At 73.7% G+C, this 17723-nt stretch carries 12 protein-coding genes; 7 read left to right on the forward strand and 5 right to left on the reverse strand.

What is annotated here, in order from left to right:
- Positions 1-30: 30 nt before the first annotated feature.
- From AMK27_RS27885 to AMK27_RS27905, 5 genes are all read left to right on the forward strand, one after another.
- Entirely contained in the window at positions 31-1713 is a 1683-nt protein-coding gene (locus AMK27_RS27885) for a thiamine pyrophosphate-binding protein (RefSeq protein ID WP_073913691.1), read from the forward strand.
- Between the two features lie 167 nt (positions 1714-1880).
- Entirely contained in the window at positions 1881-5645 is a 3765-nt protein-coding gene (locus AMK27_RS27890) for an ABC transporter ATP-binding protein (RefSeq protein ID WP_073913693.1), read from the forward strand.
- A 71-nt stretch (positions 5646-5716) separates the two neighbouring features.
- Positions 5717-6070 carry a hypothetical protein gene (locus AMK27_RS27895; RefSeq protein WP_073913695.1) on the forward strand — a complete coding sequence of 118 codons (354 nt, stop codon included), beginning with the start codon at positions 5717-5719 and terminating at the stop codon, positions 6068-6070.
- Between the two features lie 81 nt (positions 6071-6151).
- Positions 6152-6577 (forward strand): hypothetical protein, encoded by a 426-nt coding sequence (locus tag AMK27_RS27900; protein ID WP_073913697.1) that lies wholly within the window; start codon positions 6152-6154, stop codon positions 6575-6577.
- A gap of 99 nt (positions 6578-6676) precedes the next feature.
- Complete coding sequence (locus AMK27_RS27905; protein WP_073913699.1) at positions 6677-8122, forward strand: S28 family serine protease; 1446 nt, start codon at positions 6677-6679, stop codon at positions 8120-8122.
- Positions 8123-8215: 93 nt separating this feature from the next.
- On the opposite strand, the gene AMK27_RS27910 is transcribed toward AMK27_RS27905, so the two are convergent.
- Both AMK27_RS27910 and AMK27_RS27915 read right to left on the reverse strand, forming a co-directional pair.
- Entirely contained in the window at positions 8216-10042 is a 1827-nt protein-coding gene (locus tag AMK27_RS27910; RefSeq protein ID WP_073913701.1) for a glycoside hydrolase family 3 protein, read from the reverse strand.
- A gap of 113 nt (positions 10043-10155) precedes the next feature.
- A complete protein-coding gene (locus AMK27_RS27915; protein ID WP_073913703.1) occupies positions 10156-11085 on the reverse strand; it encodes a LysR family transcriptional regulator in 930 nt (309 codons plus the stop codon).
- Between the two features lie 91 nt (positions 11086-11176).
- Here AMK27_RS27915 and AMK27_RS27920 point away from each other — a divergent pair, with 91 nt between their 5' ends.
- Together AMK27_RS27920 and AMK27_RS27925 are read left to right on the forward strand one after the other, a co-directional pair.
- Entirely contained in the window at positions 11177-12235 is a 1059-nt protein-coding gene (locus AMK27_RS27920) for an EamA family transporter (protein WP_241847636.1), read from the forward strand.
- Complete coding sequence (locus AMK27_RS27925; RefSeq protein WP_073913705.1) at positions 12232-12795, forward strand: AAA family ATPase; 564 nt, start codon at positions 12232-12234, stop codon at positions 12793-12795. Before AMK27_RS27920 ends, AMK27_RS27925 begins: the two co-directional genes overlap by 4 nt.
- Positions 12796-12857: 62 nt before the next feature.
- Here AMK27_RS27925 and AMK27_RS27930 read toward each other — a convergent pair whose 3' ends face one another.
- The 3 genes from AMK27_RS27930 to AMK27_RS27940 all read right to left on the reverse strand — a co-directional run bounded on the left by AMK27_RS27930 (position 12858) and on the right by AMK27_RS27940 (position 17617).
- Positions 12858-15143, reverse strand: coding sequence for a S9 family peptidase (locus AMK27_RS27930; RefSeq protein WP_073913707.1), 2286 nt, complete (start codon positions 15141-15143; stop codon positions 12858-12860).
- A 66-nt stretch (positions 15144-15209) separates the two neighbouring features.
- A complete protein-coding gene (locus tag AMK27_RS27935; RefSeq protein ID WP_073913709.1) occupies positions 15210-15881 on the reverse strand; it encodes a DUF4097 family beta strand repeat-containing protein in 672 nt (223 codons plus the stop codon).
- A 689-nt stretch (positions 15882-16570) separates the two neighbouring features.
- Positions 16571-17617 (reverse strand): LacI family DNA-binding transcriptional regulator, encoded by a 1047-nt coding sequence (locus tag AMK27_RS27940; protein ID WP_073913711.1) that lies wholly within the window; start codon positions 17615-17617, stop codon positions 16571-16573.
- Positions 17618-17723 lie beyond the last annotated feature (106 nt).

A 17723-nucleotide genomic window follows, 5' to 3' on the forward strand; every position in this document is an offset into this window, starting at 1 on the left:
AACGCCTGCCCACAACCTGAAGGGACCCCCATGACCCACGACCACGACCTGGTGCTGCGCCCGACCGCCGCCCAGACGGAGGCCGCGCTCAACCCGCCCGCCGGGCGCAACGGCGGCGACCTCGTCGTCGAGACCCTCACCGGCCTCGGCGCCACCACCGTCTTCGGCCTCCCCGGCCAGCACGCCCTGGGCATGTTCGACGCCCTGCGCCGCTCCTCCCTCCGGTACGTCGGCCTCCGCGTCGAGAACAACGCGGGCTTCGCCGCCGACGCGTACGGCCGGATCACCGGCGAGGCGGCCCCGCTGCTGCTCTCCACCGGCCCCGGCGCGCTCATGTCGCTCGCCGCGCTCCAGGAGGCGGCCGCCGCCTCCGCGCCCGTCCTCGCGATCGGCAGCCAGATCCCGGTGGCCGGCCTCGGCGGCGGCCGGCACGGCTACCTGCACGAGCTGCGCGACCAGCAGGCGTCCTTCCGGGACATCGTGAAGTCGGTCCACACCGTCCGTACGCAGTCCCAGATCCCCTCGGCCATCGCCGCGGCCTGGGAGTCGGCGCTCACCGCCCCGCACGGGCCGGTCTGGGTGGAGATCCCGCAGGACGTGCTCCTCGCGGAGACCGCCCTGCCGGTGGTGACGGCCATGGACGCGACGCCCGAGGACATCGCCCCGCGCCCCGAGCTCACGGCGGTCGCCGCGCACCTCCTGGCGAACGCCGAGCGCCCCGCGATCATCGCGGGCGGCGGGGTCGTCCGCTCCGACGCCTCGGGCAAGCTCCTCGCGCTCGCGGAGCGGCTCGACATCCCCGTGGTGACGACCTTCGGCGGCAAGGGCGCGTTCCCCTGGGAGCACCCGCTGTCGCTGCAGTCCTGGCTGGAGGACCGGCACACCACCGACTTCCTGGAGGACGCGGACGTCCTGCTCGTCGTCGGCTCGGGCCTCGGCGAGCTGTCCTCGAACTACCACACCTTCGCGCCGCGCGGCCGGGTGATCCAGATCGAGGCGGACGCCGGGAAGCTGGAGTCCAACCACCCGGCGCTCGGCATCCACGCGGACGCCCGGCTCGCGCTCCAGGCACTCCTGGAGACGGCGCCCGAGCGCCGGGACGCCACCGCTCCCGAGCGGGTCTCGGCCGTCCTGACCAAGGTCCGGGACCGGATCGCGGCGCAGGACCTCGGCCTGGAGCAGCGGATCGTCGCGGCGGTGCGGGAGGCGCTTCCCGAGCGGTCCCCGAGCTTCTGGGACATGACGATCCTGGCGTACTGGGCCTGGTCGGCCTTCGACGCGAAGCACCCGAACACGATGCACTCCGCGCAGGGCGCGGGCGGCCTCGGCTACGGCTTCCCCGCGGCGCTCGGCGCGGCGGCGGCGGACCCGAGCCGGCCGGTGCTCGCGGTGTCCGGCGACGGCGGAGCGATGTACTCGATCGCGGAGCTGGCGACGGCGAAGCAGTACGGCCTCGACGTGACGTGGCTGATCGTGGACGACGGCGGCTACGGCATCCTGCGCGAGTACATGACGGGCGCGTTCGGCGAGGCCACGGGCACGGAGCTGTCCCGCCCGGACTTCGTGGCGCTTGCGGAGTCCTTCGGCGTCCCGGCGACCCTGACGAGCCCGGAATCCCTGACGGCGGACCTCGCGAAGGCCCTCGCGACCCCGGGCCCGTCGGTGGTCGTCCTCCCGGCCCTCCTCCGCATGTTCGAGCCGACGCACCTCTGATCGGGGCGCGGTCCCACGGCGCGGTCCCACGGCGCGGTCCTAGGACCGCGGTCCCGTCCCCGTGGGACCTCCGGACGAATCCCCGGCCCGGATTGTTGCGGCGGGATGAAATCGCAGCCCACCCGTGTTGGGGCTTCCGGTAGAGCAGGACGAACGGGAGGCCACTCGTGGCGGCGGTCGGGGAAAAACAGCAGGGCTGGGCGCGCAGGCTCGCCGGGTACGCGTGGCGGTACAAGGCGAACACGTTGCTCGCGCTCGGGTCCTCGCTGGCCGGCATGGCCGTGCTCGCCCTCGTGCCGCTGGTCACCAAGGTGATCATCGACGACGTCATCGGGACGAAGACCCGGGACCTCGCGGTCTGGACCGGCCTCCTCATCGGCGCCGCCGTCCTCGTCTACGCCCTCACCTACATCCGCCGCTACTACGGCGGACGCCTCGCCCTCGACGTCCAGCACGACCTGCGCACCGACATGTACGCCACCATCACCCGGCTCGACGGGCGACGGCAGGACGAACTGTCGACCGGGCAGGTCATCGGGCGGGCCACCAGCGACCTGCAGCTCATCCAGGGCCTGCTGTTCATGCTCCCGATGACCATCGGGAACGTGCTGCTCTTCCTCATCTCGCTGGGCGTCATGGCCTGGCTGTCCCTCCCGCTCACGCTCGTCGCGCTCGCCGTCGCCCCCGCCCTCTGGTTCATCGCCAAGCGCAGCCGCACCCGCCTCCACCCCGCCACCTGGCACGCGCAGCAGCAGGCCGCGGTCGTCGCCGGGGTCGTCGACGGGGCCGTGACCGGCGTCCGGGTCGTGAAGGGCTTCGGCCAGGAGGACCAGGAGACCGGCAAGATCCGCGAGGCCGGGCGGAAGCTGTTCGCCGGCCGGCTGCGGACGGTCCGGCTGAACTCCCGGTACACCCCGGCCCTCCAGGCCGTGCCCGCCCTCGGCCAGGTCGCCGTGCTGGCCCTCGGCGGCTGGCTCGCCTACCGCGGCCAGATCACCCTCGGCACCTTCGTCGCCTTCTCCGCCTACCTGGCCTCCCTCGTCGGCCCGGTCCGCATGCTCGCCATGGTCCTCACCGTCGCCCAGCAGGCCCGCGCCGGCGTCGAGCGGGTCCTCGACCTGGTCGACACCGAGCCGGCCATCAAGGACGGCACCAAGGAGCTGCCCGCCGACGCTCCGGCGACCGTCGAGTTCGACGACGTGTCGTTCGCGTACGAGGGCGCCGACGGCAGGACCAGCCCCGTCCTCGACGGGTTCTCGCTGGAGATCCGGGCCGGCGAGACCGTGGCCGTGGTCGGCGCCTCCGGCTCCGGCAAGTCCACCGTCTCCCTGCTCCTGCCGCGCTTCTACGACGTCGGCCACGGCGCCGTCCTCGTCGGCGGCCACGACGTCCGCGAGCTCACCCTCGACTCGCTGCGCGCCGCGATCGGCCTGGTCCCCGAGGACTCCTTCCTCTTCTCCGACACGGTCCGCGCCAACATCGCGTACGGCCTCCCGGACGCCACCCAGGAGCAGATCGAGGCGGCCGCCCGCGCCGCCCAGGCGGACCGTTTCATCGCCGAGCTGCCCGACGGGTACGACACCAAGGTCGGCGAGCACGGCCTCACCCTCTCCGGCGGCCAGCGCCAGCGCGTCGCCCTCGCCCGCGCGATCCTCACCGACCCCCGGCTGCTCCTCCTCGACGACGCCACCTCCGCCGTCGACGCCAAGGTCGAGCACGAGATCCACGAGGCCCTGAAGTCGGTGATGGCGGGCCGTACGACCCTGCTCATCGCGCACCGCCGCTCCACCCTCGGCCTCGCCGACCGCATCGCGGTCCTGGAGGACGGCCGGCTCGCCGACATCGGCACCTACGCCGAGCTGGAGGAGCGCTCCCCGCTCTTCCGCCGCCTGCTCACCGACCCCGACGAGCTGGGCGCCGTCTCGCCCGGCCACCTCACCCCCGCCGAGGTCCCCGAGGACCGCACCCTGCGGGCCGAACTGGACGCCGAGTTCGACGCCGAGCGCGGCCTCACCCCCGCCCTGTGGGTGCGGGAGGAGACCACCGACCGGGAGAGCGACGCGCCCGGGGCCACACCCGAGCTGCTCGCCGCCGTCGAGGCGCTGCCGCCCGCCGACGACACCCCCGGCATCGACGAGGGCCGGGCCGTCTCGCCCGAGGACAGCTACGGTCTGCGCCGGCTGCTCCGCGGCTTCGGCGTCCCGCTGCTCATCAGCCTCGGCCTGGTCGCCCTCGACGCGGGCGCCGGCCTGCTGCTGCCGGTCCTGATCCGGCACGGCATCGACGAGGGCGTGAACCGGCTCGCGATCGGCGCCGTCTGGGCGGCCTCCGCGTTCGCCCTGGTCACCGTGCTCGTGCAGTGGGTCGCGCAGACCGCGGAGACCCGGATGACCGGACGTACCGGCGAGCGGGTCCTCTACGCGCTGCGCCTGAAGATCTTCGCCCAGCTCCAGCGGCTCGGTCTCGACTACTACGAGCGCGAGCTCACCGGCCGGATCATGACCCGGATGACCACGGACGTGGACGCCCTGTCGACGTTCCTGCAGACGGGCCTGGTCACCGCCTTCGTGTCCGTGGTGACCTTCTTCGGGATCATGGTCGCGCTGCTGGTGCTCGACCTCCAGCTCGCCCTGGTGGTCTTCGCGACGCTGCCGGTCCTCGCCGTCGCCACGTACTACTTCCGCCGCTCCAGCGTGAAGGCGTACGAGCTGGCCCGCGAGCGGATCAGTGTCGTCAACGCCGACCTCCAGGAGTCCGTCTCCGGCCTCCGGATCGTGCAGGCCTTCCGCCGCGAGGAGTCCGGCGCGGCCCGGTTCGCCGAGCGCAGCGACCACTACCGCGAGGCGCGCGTCCGCGGCCAGTGGCTGATCTCCGTCTACTTCCCGTTCGTCACCCTGCTGTCCTCGGTGGCCGCCGCCGCCGTCATGATCGTCGGCGCGAACCGCATCGACGGCGGCACCCTCACCACCGGCGCCCTCGTCGCCTACCTCCTCTACATCGACCTGTTCTTCGCCCCCGTGCAGCAGCTCTCGCAGGTCTTCGACGGCTACCAGCAGGCCGCCGTCTCGCTGAAGCGGATGCAGGAGCTCCTCCAGGAGCCGACGTCGACGGCCGCCGCGCCCGCACCCCTGGACGTGCTGTCGCTGCGCGGCGAGATCGCCTTCGAGGACGTCTCCTTCGCGTACGGCGGCGAGGACGGCGCCCCGAAGGAGGAGACCGCCCTCACCGGCATCGACCTGCGCATCCCGGCCGGTCAGACCGTCGCGTTCGTCGGCGAGACCGGCGCGGGCAAGTCCACCCTGGTCAAGCTCGTCGCCCGGTTCTACGACCCGACGGGCGGCCGGGTCACCGCCGACGGCACCGACCTGCGCGACCTCGACCTCACCGCGTACCGGCACCGGCTCGGCGTCGTCCCGCAGGAGGCGTACCTCTTCGCCGGGACGATCCGCGACGCCATCGCGTACGGCCGCCCCGACGCGACCGACGCCGAGGTGGAGGCGGCGGCCCGCGCTGTCGGCGCCCACGACATGATCGCGACCCTCGACGGCGGCTACCTCCACGAGGTCGCCGAGCGGGGCCGCAACCTCTCGGCCGGTCAGCGCCAGCTCATCGCGCTGGCCCGCGCCGAGCTCGTCGACCCGGACATCCTGCTCCTCGACGAGGCCACGGCGGCCCTGGACCTGGCCACCGAGGCCCAGGTCAACCAGGCCACCGACCGCTTGGCCGGCCGCCGTACGACGCTGGTCGTCGCCCACCGGCTGACCACCGCCGCCCGCGCCGACCGGGTGGTCCTCATGGACCACGGACGGGTCGCGGAGGACGGCACCCACGAGGAGCTGCTCGCCCTGGACGGCCGGTACGCGACGCTGTGGCGGACGTTCATCGGCGAACCCGCCGACGAGGTCGACGAGGAGGAGCCGGAGCGGGTGTGAGTACCCGGCCGTCCCGCGGGTGAGTACGCGGGCGGATACGGGAGCACGGGCGGGCGGGGTGGGATGGGGGCATGAGCCCCGAGCCCCGCACCCGCGCCGCCTCGCCCGTCCCGATCACCCCGCCGGACGTCGAGGGCCCGCGCCTGCGGAGGCGGTCGGCGGTGTGGGCGGGGCTGTTCGTGCCCGCGGCCCTGCTCGCCGGCCTCCTCGTGCTCGGCCGCGAGAACGCCGCCCGCTGCCTCACCCACGGGGACTCCTGCGACGGCACCCCCGGCTTCCTGTACGCCGCCGCCCTGGCGATCGCCTTCGCGGCGCTTCTCACCGCGCAGGGGACCTCCCGCCCGGGGCTCCGCAGGGCGGCGTGCCGGACCCAGATCGGCGCCGAGGGTGTCTTCCTTGTCCTCCTGCTCACCGCGTTCTCGTAGCGGGCGGCCAGAGCGGAGGCAACCATTCCGGCCCGGGGTGCGTCGTACGCCCGTACGCCGATCCACTCGGGAGGGGAACGCATGGCCACGGACCCGCAGCACCGACGACGCTGCCCCCGGCTGCTCGCCCGGGTCCTCGCGCCGCTCCTCGCCGCCCTCGTTCTCGTCCTGACCCCGTCCACCCTCGTCCCCGGCGCCGGCGCCGGTACCGCCGAGGCCGTCTCCGTCTGCCAGGGCCGGCCCACCCGGACCATCACCTTCGCCACCGGCGAGCTCCGCCTCTACCGGACCCGCCACTACGCCTGCGCCGTCACCGTCGCCCACCGCCCCGGCGCCCGCCGGCCGATGGCCGTCTCCCTCCAGCCGCGCGGCGGCCGGCCCGCCGTCCGGGCCGGCCGTTTCGACCGGCAGGCCGGTCCCGTCACCGTCCACGCCCTCAACCGCTGCGTCCGGGCGCGCGGTTCGGTGGCCGGACGCGGCACGTCCACCGACTGGATCCTGTGCTGATGTACAGGAAAGTCCAAGAGTAAGGATCAACTGGGGCTGGCGGTCCACACGTTGCCCCCGCTAGGTTCGCGACACCGTTGTGAACCAAGGGGAGGGTGAATGCGCAAGTCGCTGAGATGGGCGCTGTCGCTTTCGGTGCTCATAGGCACCGTGGCACCGACCGGCGTGGCTACCGCCGCGGACACGGACACGGGCAGCACGGCCGTCGTCGACTCGCAGAGCACGGACATCAAGGACCGCATCCTGGCGATCCCCGGGATGAGCCTGATCGAGGAGAAGCCGTACGCGGGCTACCGCTTCTTCGTCCTGAACTACAAGCAGCCGATCGACCACCGGCGCCCGTGGGCCGGTACGTTCGACCAGCGGATCTCCGTCCTCCACAAGGACACGAGCCGCCCGACCGTCTTCCGCACCAGCGGCTACTCGCTGAGCACCACCCCGAGCCGCGCGGAGCCGACGCGGATCATCGACGGCAACCAGGTCTCCATGGAGTACCGCTTCTTCACGCCGTCCCGTCCGCAGCCCGCCGACTGGTCGAAGCTCGACATCTGGCAGGCGGCCAGCGACCAGCACCGGATCTTCACCGCGCTGAAGAAGATCTACGGCCAGAAGTGGCTCTCCACCGGCGCCTCCAAGGGCGGCATGACCGCCACCTACTTCGAGCGCTTCTACCCGCGGGACATGGACGGTGTCGTCGCCTACGTGGCGCCGAACGACGTGGTCAACAAGGAGGACTCGGCGTACGACCGGTTCTTCGAGACCGTCGGCACCAAGGACTGCCGCGACCGCCTGAACAACCTGCAGCGCGAGGCCCTCGTCCGCCGCGCACCGCTGGAGGCCAGGTACAAGGCGTGGGCCGAGTCGGAGGGCGCCACCTTCCACACGGTCGGCACGCTCGACAAGGCCTTCGAGGCCGTCGTCCTCGACTTCGTGTGGGGCTTCTGGCAGTACTACGGCGAGGACGTCTGCGACCAGATCCCGGTCGCGAAGACGGCCACCGACGACGAGGTGTACAACACGATCGACGCCTACTCCGGCTGGGCGGCCTACACCGACCAGGGCCTGGAGCCGTACACGCCGTACTACTACCAGGCGGCGACCGAGCTCGGCTCGCCCACGATCAAGCAGCCGCACCTCAAGGGCCTGAGCCGCTACGGCTACCAGCCCGCGAGCAACTTCGTGCCGCGCGAGATCCCGATGAAGTTCAAGCCGCACGCCATGCGCGACGTGGACGACTGGGTCCGCAAGAACGCGAACAAGATGCTGTTCGTGTACGGCGGCAACGACCCGTGGGGCTCCGAGAAGTTCCACCTGGGCAAGAGCGCCCGCGACAGCTACGTGTACGTGGCGCCGGGCGCCAACCACGGTGCGAACGTCGCCGGGCTCGTCGAGGCCGAGCGGAACAACGCCACCGCCCGCATCCTGGCCTGGGCCGGCGTCCCCGCCCCCGCCGTCCAGGCGGCGCAGCCGCTGGCCCGCTTCGACGCGCGCCTCGACCGGCAGGTCGACGAGGACGCGACGAAGGAGCACGGCCTGCGGCCGTAACCGCTTCGAGGGGGGTGGGGTGCGCCCGACGGGCGCACCCCACCCCCCTTCGTCGTGCCGGCGGTGCCGGCGGTGCCGGCGGTGCCGCCGGTGTCAGCGGTACGACAGGCCGTGTCCGACGGGGTAGAGCACCTTCGCCGGGTCGTCGGCGCTCTGCACCGGCACCGGCAGACGGCCCCGCGGCGCGGCCCGGCCCGCCAGGACCCGTACGGCGGCCCGGAGTTCGACGTCGGTCCAGGAGTAGGCGGCGAGCGCCGCCCGCTGGCCGGAGATCCGGGCGACGTCGTACGGGTTGCGGATCGCGATCGCCACGACGGGCACCCCGGTCGCGACGAGCCGCGCCACCAGCGTGCGCTGCGGGCTGGTCGCGGTGACGTTGTACGTGCCCACCACCACGACGTCCTTGCCCGCGGCGGCCGCCACCGCCTCGTCGATCTTCGCTGCTGTCGGGGTGATCCCGGTGGAGAGCGCGGTCGCGGTGAACCCCAGCTCCGTCAGGGCGGTCGCGAGGGTCGTCGTCGGCGGGCCCGTCGTACCGGACGGGGAGGCCGGGTCGGCGCCCACGACGAGGACCGAACCGTGGCGGGTCGGACTCAGCGGCAGGAAGCCGCCCTCGTTGGTGAGCAGGGTCGTGGTGGCCTCGGCGATCCGGTCGGCCTGGGCGAGATGGGCGGCGGTGCCGACCACCCGCTCGACGCCGGCCCGGGTGACGGAGGCGTTCCGGAACAGACCGAGCTTCGACTTGAGCCGCAGGATCCGCAGGATCGATTCGTCGAGCCGGGCCTCCGTCAGTTCGCCGTCCCTCACGGCCTTCAGGACCGCGTTCCAGGCCACGTCCAGCTTCGGCGGGTTGAGCAGCTGGTCCACGCCGGCCTTCAGGGCGAGCACCGGGACGCGCTCGTCGCCGTACTTGGTGCGCACCCCCTCCATCCCGAGCGCGTCGGTGACCACCACACCGTCGTAGCCCAGCTCCTCGCGGAGGATGCCGGTGAGGATCGGCCGGGACAGCGTCGCCGGGTCCTCGCTCGGGTCGAGCGCCGGGACCACGATGTGCGCGGTCATGATCGAGTCGATCCCGGCGGCGATCGCGGACCGGAACGGCGGTGCGTCCAGCGCGCTCCACTGCGCCCGCGTGTGGGTGATCGTCGGCAGGCCGTAGTGGCTGTCGACGGCGGTGTCGCCGTGCCCCGGGAAGTGCTTGGACGTGGCCGCGACCCCGGCCCGCTGGTAGCCCTTGACCTGCGCGGCGACCATCCGGGCGACCGCCGCCGGGTCGGAGCCGAAGGAGCGGACGCCGATGACCGGGTTGGCCGGGTTGACGTTGACGTCGGCGACCGGGGCGTAGTTCTGCCGGATGCCGACCGCCGCCAGCTCCTCGCCCGCGATCTGCGCCGCCCTGCGGGAGTCCGCCAGCGAACCGCCGGCGCCGAGGGCCATCGCGCCGGGCACCAGGGTGGCGGGCTCGCCCACCCGACAGACGATGCCGTGCTCCTGGTCGGTGGAGATGAGCGCCGGGATCGGCGTGGGCTGCGCGAGGGCGGCCTGCTGGATGCCGTTGGACAGCGCGGCGATCTGCTGCGGGTCGCGGGTGTTGTGGGCCCAGGAGAAGTAGATGACGCCGCCCACGTGGTAGCGCTCGACCAGCTCGGCGGCCGTACGGACACCGATCTCCGCGAGGTTGGCGTCGACGTCGGCCTGGTCGGGCGCGGTGGCGGAGTGGCCGTACACCCGCATCACGAAGAGCTGGCCGACCTTCTCCTCGAGGGACATGCGGTCGATGATCCGCCGGAGCTTCCGGTCGTCGTGCCGGCCCTGTGCGGCGTGGGCGGGGGTGCTGACCCCGGTGACGGCGGCCGCTGCCGCGGCGGCGGTCACCGTGAGGAGGGTGCGTCGGGAGGGGGCGGGGGCGCGGTGGTGCACTGATGCTCCTTCCGGCCGTGCGAGGTTGAAGGGATCCATGCGCGAGATCCTCGGAAGCCGCCTCTGAAGGAAACTTCCAAGGAGTCACGGATAGCCCGAAAGTAACTGCCAGGTCAAGGACCCGCGCACGAATCGCCCACGGCGGCGATCCCGGGCCAGAGCTCCTGGAGCGTACGGACCGTCTCCCGGATCGCCGGGCGCCGCGCCGCCCCGGTCCGCCACATGGCGTGCAGCCGACGCGTCGGCATCGGGTCGAGCCGCACCGGGGTCACCTCCGGCGGCAGGGTCCCCCGCCCCAGACGCGGCACGAGCGCGATGCCCAGACCGGCCGCGACCAGGGCGACCTGCGTGTGGTTCTCCTCCGCGCGGTGGACGATCAGCGGCTCGAAGCCCGTCTCCCGCAGCGTCCGCGTCAGCCAGTCGTGGCAGACCGTCCCCGGCGGCTGCGAGATCCACCGCTCCGCCGCCAGCTCCTCCCGGCGCACCGAGTCCCGCGCGGCCAGCGGATGGTCGCGGTGGACGAGGATGTCGCACAGGTCGTCGCCGATCACCGCCTGCTCGACCCCCGGCGGTACGGGCAGCGGGGCGATGTCCCAGTCGTGCGCCACCGCCAGGTCGATGACCCCGCGCGCCACCAGGTCGACCGACACGTGCGGGTCCACCTCCGAGAGCCGGGCGTCGACCTCGGGATGGACCCGGCCCAGCTCCGCGAGCACCCGGGGCATCAGCCCGCGCGCCGCACTCGCGAAGCAGCCGATGTCGAGGCGGCCCGCGGGCCGGCCGCGCCGCTCCTCGATCCGCACCTCCGCCTCCTCCACGAGCGCGAGCAACTGGCGTGCGGTGGCGGCCAGGTGATGGGCGTCGTCGGTGAGGCGGATGCCGCGGCCGCTGCGTTCGAGCAGGGTCGTACGGGTCTCCCGCTCCAGCTTCGCGATCTGCTGGGAGACCGCGGACGGCGTGTAGCCGAGGGCGGTGGCGGCGGCGCCGACACTGCCGTGGACGGCGACGGCGTGCAGGGCGCGCAGGCGACCGAGGTCCAGCACGGGCGTTCCTCCCTGGATGAAGCGTTGCTACATCCCATCATGAAGGAGACCGTGCTGGTGCTACACGGTCGGGGCGGCCATGCTCGATCGCATGCGCCCCGCCCACCTCGCCCTCGCCGCCCTGGTCGCCGCCGTCTGGGGGGTCAACTTCGTCGTCATCGAGATCGGCCTCGACCACTTCCCGCCGCTGCTCTTCTCCGCCCTCCGCTTCCTCGCCGCCGCCCTGCCCGCCGTCTTCCTGGTGGGCCGGCCCACCGTGGCCTGGAAGTGGATCGTGGCGGTCGGACTCGTCCTCGGCGTCGCCAAGTTCGGGCTCCTCTTCACCGGCATGGACCTGGGCGCGCCCGCCGGGCTCTCCTCCCTCGTCCTCCAGGTCCAGGCCGTCTTCACCGCCCTCTTCGCCTTCGCCGCCCTCGGCGAGCGCCCCGGCCGCCTCAAGCTGGCGGGCATGGGGGTCGCGCTGGTGGGCATCGGCGTGGCGGCGGCCGACGAGGGCGGCGCCGGAACCCTCACCGGCTTCGCCCTGGTGATCGCCGCCGCGGCCTGCTGGGGCGTCTCCAACGTCCTGACCCGCAAGGCCTCACCACCGGACGCGCTCAACTTCATGGTCTGGGTCAGCGTCGTGCCGGTCCTTCCGCTGCTCGGCCTCTCCCTGCTCCTCGAAGGCCCGGACCGCGACCTCGCGGCCCTGCGCGGGCTCGACTGGACCGGCGTCGGCGTCATCGTCTACGTCGCCTGGATCACGACCGTCTTCGGCTTCGGCGCCTGGGGCTGGCTGCTCCGCCGCCACCCCGCCTCCGCCGTCGCCCCGTTCTCCCTCCTCGTGCCCGTCTTCGGGATGTCCTCCGCGGCGCTCGTCCTGGGCGAGGGCGTGAGCCCGGCCCGCTGGTGCGCGGCGGCGCTCCTCGTCGGGGGAGTGGCCCTGACGTCGTTCGCGCCGGGCCGACGGGCCACCGGCGGGGCCGGCGGGGCCGGCGGTGGGGCCGCGGGCGGGGCCGGCGGGTCCACCGGCGGGGCCGGCGGGTCCACCGGCGGGGCCACGGGCGGGGCCGGGAATCCCGTGGCGCCGCCCGAGCCCGCCGCCGTATCGTCGACCGGCCGCCCGCTCGGCGAGGAACGGCGTACGACCCGCGAGGAAAGGCCCGTATGACCTTCGAGAACATCACCGTGGACGCGCCGGGACCCGTCCCCCCGGCCGTACTGCTCGCCGGCATCCCCGGCAGCGGGAAGTCCACCGTCGCGGCCGCCCTCGCGGCCCGCTTCGCCCGGGCCGCGCACATCGAGGTCGACGCGCTCCAGTCCCTCATCGTGAGCGGCTGCCACTGGCCGAGCCCGGACGGCGACCCGGAGGCGGACCGCCAGATCCTGCTGCGCGCCCGCAACGCCTGCCTCCTCGCCGGCAGCTTCGCGGCGGCCGGCTTCCTCCCGGTCCTCGACGACGTGGTCGTACGCCGCTCCCACCTGGACTACTACCGCGCCCAGACGACGGCGGGCGGGCTCCGCACGGTGATCCTGGCCCCCGGCCCCGACAAGGCCTGGGAGCGCAACAACGCCCGCGACAAGCGCCTGACGACCAACTGGGCCTTCCTGGACGAGGCGATGCGCGCGGAGCTGTCGGACGAGGGCGTCTGGATCGACAACGCGGACCTGACGGTGGCGGAGACGGTGGACGCGGTCCTCGCGGCGACGGGCCTGACCCCGCGGTCGTAGCCCGCCGGATCCCCACGGGGGTGGGATCCGACGGGCTCGCCGTCCCGTCCGGGGCGCCGCGGTCAGGCGAACATGTCGGCCAGCAGCTCGGGGCCGATCACGATCGGCGCCGGGCGGTAGGCGGGCGGCAAGGTGCCCATCAGCTCGCGGACCAGGAAGTCCCAGCAGCGGGTGCGGACATGGGCCAGGCAGTCGATGAAGGTGTGCTCGGCGCCGGGCACGACGTGCAGTTCGACGTCCTTGCCCGCGGCGAGGAGCCGGTCGGCGAACCGCAGGGTCTGGTGCGGGTGGACCTGGTCGTCCATGTCCCCGTGGACGAGCAGCAGCTTGCCGGCCAGCCGGTCGGCGAGGTCCAGGTTGGACGTCCGGGCCCAGGCCTCGGGGTTGTCCGCGCCGTCGTAGGACTCGACGAAACCGGCGTTGAAGGTGCGGGCGTCGTGCGAACCGGAGAGGGCGACCCCGGCCCTGTACGTCCCGGGGAAGTCCAGCATCGCGCGCGCCGCGGCGAACCCGCCCCCGGAGTGGCCGAGGACGCCGACCCGCTCCAGGTCCATCCACGGCCGGGTCTCGGCCAGCTGCCCCAGGGCCGCGACATGGTCGGCCAGGGAGCCGGCGTCGGCCAGGCGGCCGAAGGAGGCGTCGTGGAAGGCCTTGCTCCGGCCCGGGGTGCCCCGGCCGTCGAGCGCGACGACCACGAAGCCGAGCGCCGCCAGGGGTTCCGCGTCCAGACCCATGCCGCCGGGGTCGAAGCACGGGGCGACCCGGTTGACCTGCGGGCCCGGGTACAGGTTGTCCACCACCGGGTAGGACAGGGCCGGGTCGAAGTCCCGCGGCCGGTACAGCACTCCGTAGACGTCGGTCTCGCCGTCGGCGGCCTTGACGCGGAAGCGCTCCGGCGCGGTCCACCCGGTGGCGGCCAGCTTGGTGGTGTCGGCGCGCTCCAGCTCGACGAGCACCCGCCCGGTCCAGTCCCGGACCGTGGTGACGGGGGCGAGGGCGACGGTGGAGGCCGAGTCGACGAAGTACGCCTGGTCGCACGGGGATTCCGGCAGGACGGCGATGTGGTCGAGCGCGTCGTCGGTGAGCCGGGTGAAACCGGAGCCGTCCAGGCCCACCCGGCACACCGTGCGCCGGTACGGGTCCTCGTCGACGAGCCCGGAGGCCGTGAAGTACACGACGCGGTCGGCCTCGTCGACGCGCAGGATCTGCCGTACCAGCCACGGTCCGGAGGTGACCCGGCCGAGCAGCTCGCCGGTGTGCAGGTCGTAACGGTAGAGGTGGCCCCAGCCGTCCCGCTGCGAGAACCACAGCACCTCGTCGGCGAGCACCCGCACGAGCGGCGGCTCGGTCATCCACTGGTTGGGCTCCACCCGGGTCTCCCCGGACTCGCTGACCACGGTGGTGACCTCGCCCGTGACCGGGTCGAGGCGGTTCAGGGTGAGGGAGTGCTGGTCCCGGGGCCTGGCGAGGAAGTAGACGGCGGAGCCGTCCGCCGCCCACCACGCCCACTTCACGGTGATCGGCGACACATGGGTCATGATCAGCGGCTCGGTCCCGGCGCGGACCACCGTGCCCTCGGCGACGTCGAGGACGACCAGCTCGGCCAGCGGCAGGTGCTCGTCCCCGGGATACGCGAACGGCTGGGTGTGCAGGCGGGGCGCGCCCCCGTCGGCGGGCAGCGCTTCCACGAGGTGGGTCCTGCGGACCTGGCGCTCGTCGGCCCGGTGGGCGAGGACCTTCGTCGAGTCCGGCGACCAGGCGACGGCGGGCGGCAGATACGGCACGCCGAGCTTGCGCAGCAGGGTGGGGTTGCCGGTCGCGGCGGGACCGGGACCGTAGGCGTGATCGGGCGCGCCGTCGGTGGTCAGGGGCCACTCGCGGCCGTCGGACAGCGAGCGGGCCCACAGGTCGTGCCCCCGCTGGGACACCGCGGTCTTCCCGTCGGGCGACGTCACGTCCAGCGGGTTGCCGGGGGCCGTGAACTCGGCCCGCTCGCAGACGTAACCGTCCAGTGCGCAGCGCCAGTACGCGCCGAACGCCACGAATCGGACCTCGTCGTCCGCCGGTTCGACGGCGGCGAACGGCAGGGCCTCGGGGTCGACCCGCTCCCCGGAGGCGGCGGCCAGCGAGGCGGCCAGCCGGGCGTGGTCGAAGAGCGGCTCACGCGTGCCCGCCGCCGGGTCGACCCGTAGGAAACGCCGGCCGGTGCCGTCGCTCACCGCGTACCAGAAGCGGGCGCCCCCGTCGATCCACTGCGGCCTGACCTTGTCACCGACGACGAGCTCGCCCGGGCGGGCGGGACGACGGAGAAGCTGCTCGGCGGCCTGGTAGTTCTGCGTGGTGCTCATTCTGCTTGTCCGTCCTGGGAGTTCGTAGTCAAGGATCTGGGGGCCGGGCCCGCGCCGCCGGGTCGTTCAGAGGCTGCGGGCGGTGATGTCGCCGTACGAGGTGGTGGCGTGGATGTGCAGGCCGGCGGCGGCGCCGTCGGTGTTGGCGAGGGCGTTGTGGACGCGGCCGTAGGCGGTGCCGGCGTTCAGGGTGGCGGAGACGCCGCGGGCGGCACCGACCGTGATCGCGCCGGACTCCGTGCGCAGCACGACCGTGCCGCGCGTGGCCTCCGCGATCCGCAGGTCGCCCTTCTTGGTGCTGATCTCGGCGGGGCCGTCGAGGCGGCCGACCGTGACGTCGCCGGCGAGCAGGGCGATGCGGGCGCCCGCGGTCTCGTCGAGCTCGACCGTGCCCTGCGCCCCCTCGACGGTGACATCGCCGAGCCGCCCGGTGCCGCGGAGTTCGGCGGCGGCGGTCTTCGCCTCGACGCGGGAGCCCGCGGGGAGCTGGACGGTCACCTCGACCGATCCGGAGTCGCCGAGGACCTTGTTCTTCGCGGGAGCGGCGGCGATCCGCAGGACGCCGTCGGCGAACTCGACGGTGGTCTCCTCGGCGGCCTTCACGTCGTTGCCCTTGGCGGGGTTCGCGGGGCGGATGTCGACGGTGGCGTCGGCGCGGTCGGCGGCGATGAGCCGGATACGGCCGGCGGGGATGTCGAGGACGGTGGTGAGGGCGGCGGCGGTGGCGAACTTCTGCATGGTGCTTCTCCTTCGTGGGGCGGGCCCGCTGCTGGGCCGCGCTGTTTCCGATGAAGGAAAAGCTACGTTGCGTTCATGGGTCTGGCAACGTGCTTGTTGCGCTGAATCTGTATTGCCGCAGGTGAGTTGAGGAATTTCGTTGCAACGGTTTCCAGGCTAATGCAACGTCAGGAGTGTTGCTCGTTGCAATGGAATGAAGGTGAATGCACTGCGGGGCGCTTCGGATGCTCCAGGCGCTCGGATGCGCGGAGTGCGCGGAGTGCTGCCCGGTTGCTCCCGGCGTCCGTGCGGGGCGCGGGGCGCGGGGCGCGTGGCGCGGGGCGCGTGGCGCCGTCACGAGGGCCGGTACCGGCCCTCGTGGGTGCCCGGGTGCATGGGTGCCCGGGGGAGCCGGCTGTTCGTCCTCTCCGGCGCACTCGCCGGCGGCTCCGGCCCGGTCGGTGCTCCCGCCCGGTGCTCGCGCGTCCCCGACGGTTCTCGCGTCCTCGCCCTCGGCGGTGTCCTCGCCCTCGGCGGCGCTCCCGCCTCCCCGGCGGTGCCGGGTGCGCCCCCGGCGTCAACTCGCCCGTGTGCCGGGCCACTTCACCCGCGCGTCCGTCGGCCGCGCGCGTCGGGCCCGTGCGCGGCCTCCGGGCTCCGGCCTCCGGGCTCCGGCCTCCGGGCCCCCGGTGGGGACGGGACCCGCCCGCCTACTTCCGCGGCCGCCCCGTGGAACCCCGTACCACCAGCTCCGCCGGGACGCGGGCCAGGCCGCCCGCCGGGGGGTCCTCCGTGCCCATCGCCAGGCGGCCCGCTCGCGCCCCCGCCTCGTGCAGCGGCAGGTGGACCGTCGTCAGGGACGGGACCGCGTCCACCGAGAACGGGAGGTCGTCGAAGCCCGCCACGGACACGTCGCCCGGGATCGACAGGCCGCGTTCCCGCAGGGCCGCGCAGACACCGAGGGCCACCGTGTCGTTGGCGGCGACGACCGCCGTGAGGTCCGGGTCGCGGGCCAGGAGTTCCGCCGTGGCCTCGTAGCCGGCCTGCCGGTCGTACGCGCTGTGGACCGTCGGCCCCTCCGCGATCCCGGCCGCCGCGAGGGCCGCCCGGTGGCCCTCCAGCCGGTGCCGGGTCGTCGTCCGGTCGGCCGGGCCGGCCGCGTAGCCGATCCGCTGGTGGCCGAGTCCGAGCAGGTGCTCGGTGAGGCGGCGCGCGCCGCCCCGGTTGTCGAAGACGAGCGCGGCCGCGTTCGCGTCGCCGGTGACCGGCGGGCGCCCGCAGAGCACGACCCGGGTCCCCGCCTCCGCCAGCTTGGCCAGCTTGCCGGTCGTCGCCGCCAGGTGCTCGGGGTTCTCCAGGGAGCCGCCCATGAGGATCACGGCCGCGGCCCGCTGCCGCTGGAGCAGGGTGAGGTAGGTCAGTTCGCGCTCCGGCGAGCCGCCGGTGTTGCAGACGACGGCGAGCTTCTCGCCTCCGCCGCGCCCCGATCCGCCCTCCCCGATGGCACTCTGCGCCGCGCTCGCCATGATCCCGAAGAACGGGTCGGCGATGTCGTGGACGAGGACGCCGACCAGGTCGGAGGTGGCGGCGGCGAGGGAGCTGGCGGGCCCGTTGAGGACGTAGTCCAGCTCGTCCACGGCCCGCAGGACCCGCTCGCGGGTCGACTCGGCGACCGGGTAGTTGCCGTTGAGGACGCGCGAGACGGTGGCGGGCGAGACCCGTGCGCGAGCGGCCACGTCCGCCAGGGTGACGGTCATCGTGTGCGTACCTCCAGGGCCTTGTCGACGGCGATGTCGGCAGGCTAGCGTCATCGCCGATGGAAAGCGCTTTCTATGAAGGCGCGGCACACCGCGGAGAGGAACC

Source organism: Streptomyces sp. CB02009 (assembly GCF_001905825.1).
Classification (GTDB): domain Bacteria; phylum Actinomycetota; class Actinomycetes; order Streptomycetales; family Streptomycetaceae; genus Streptomyces.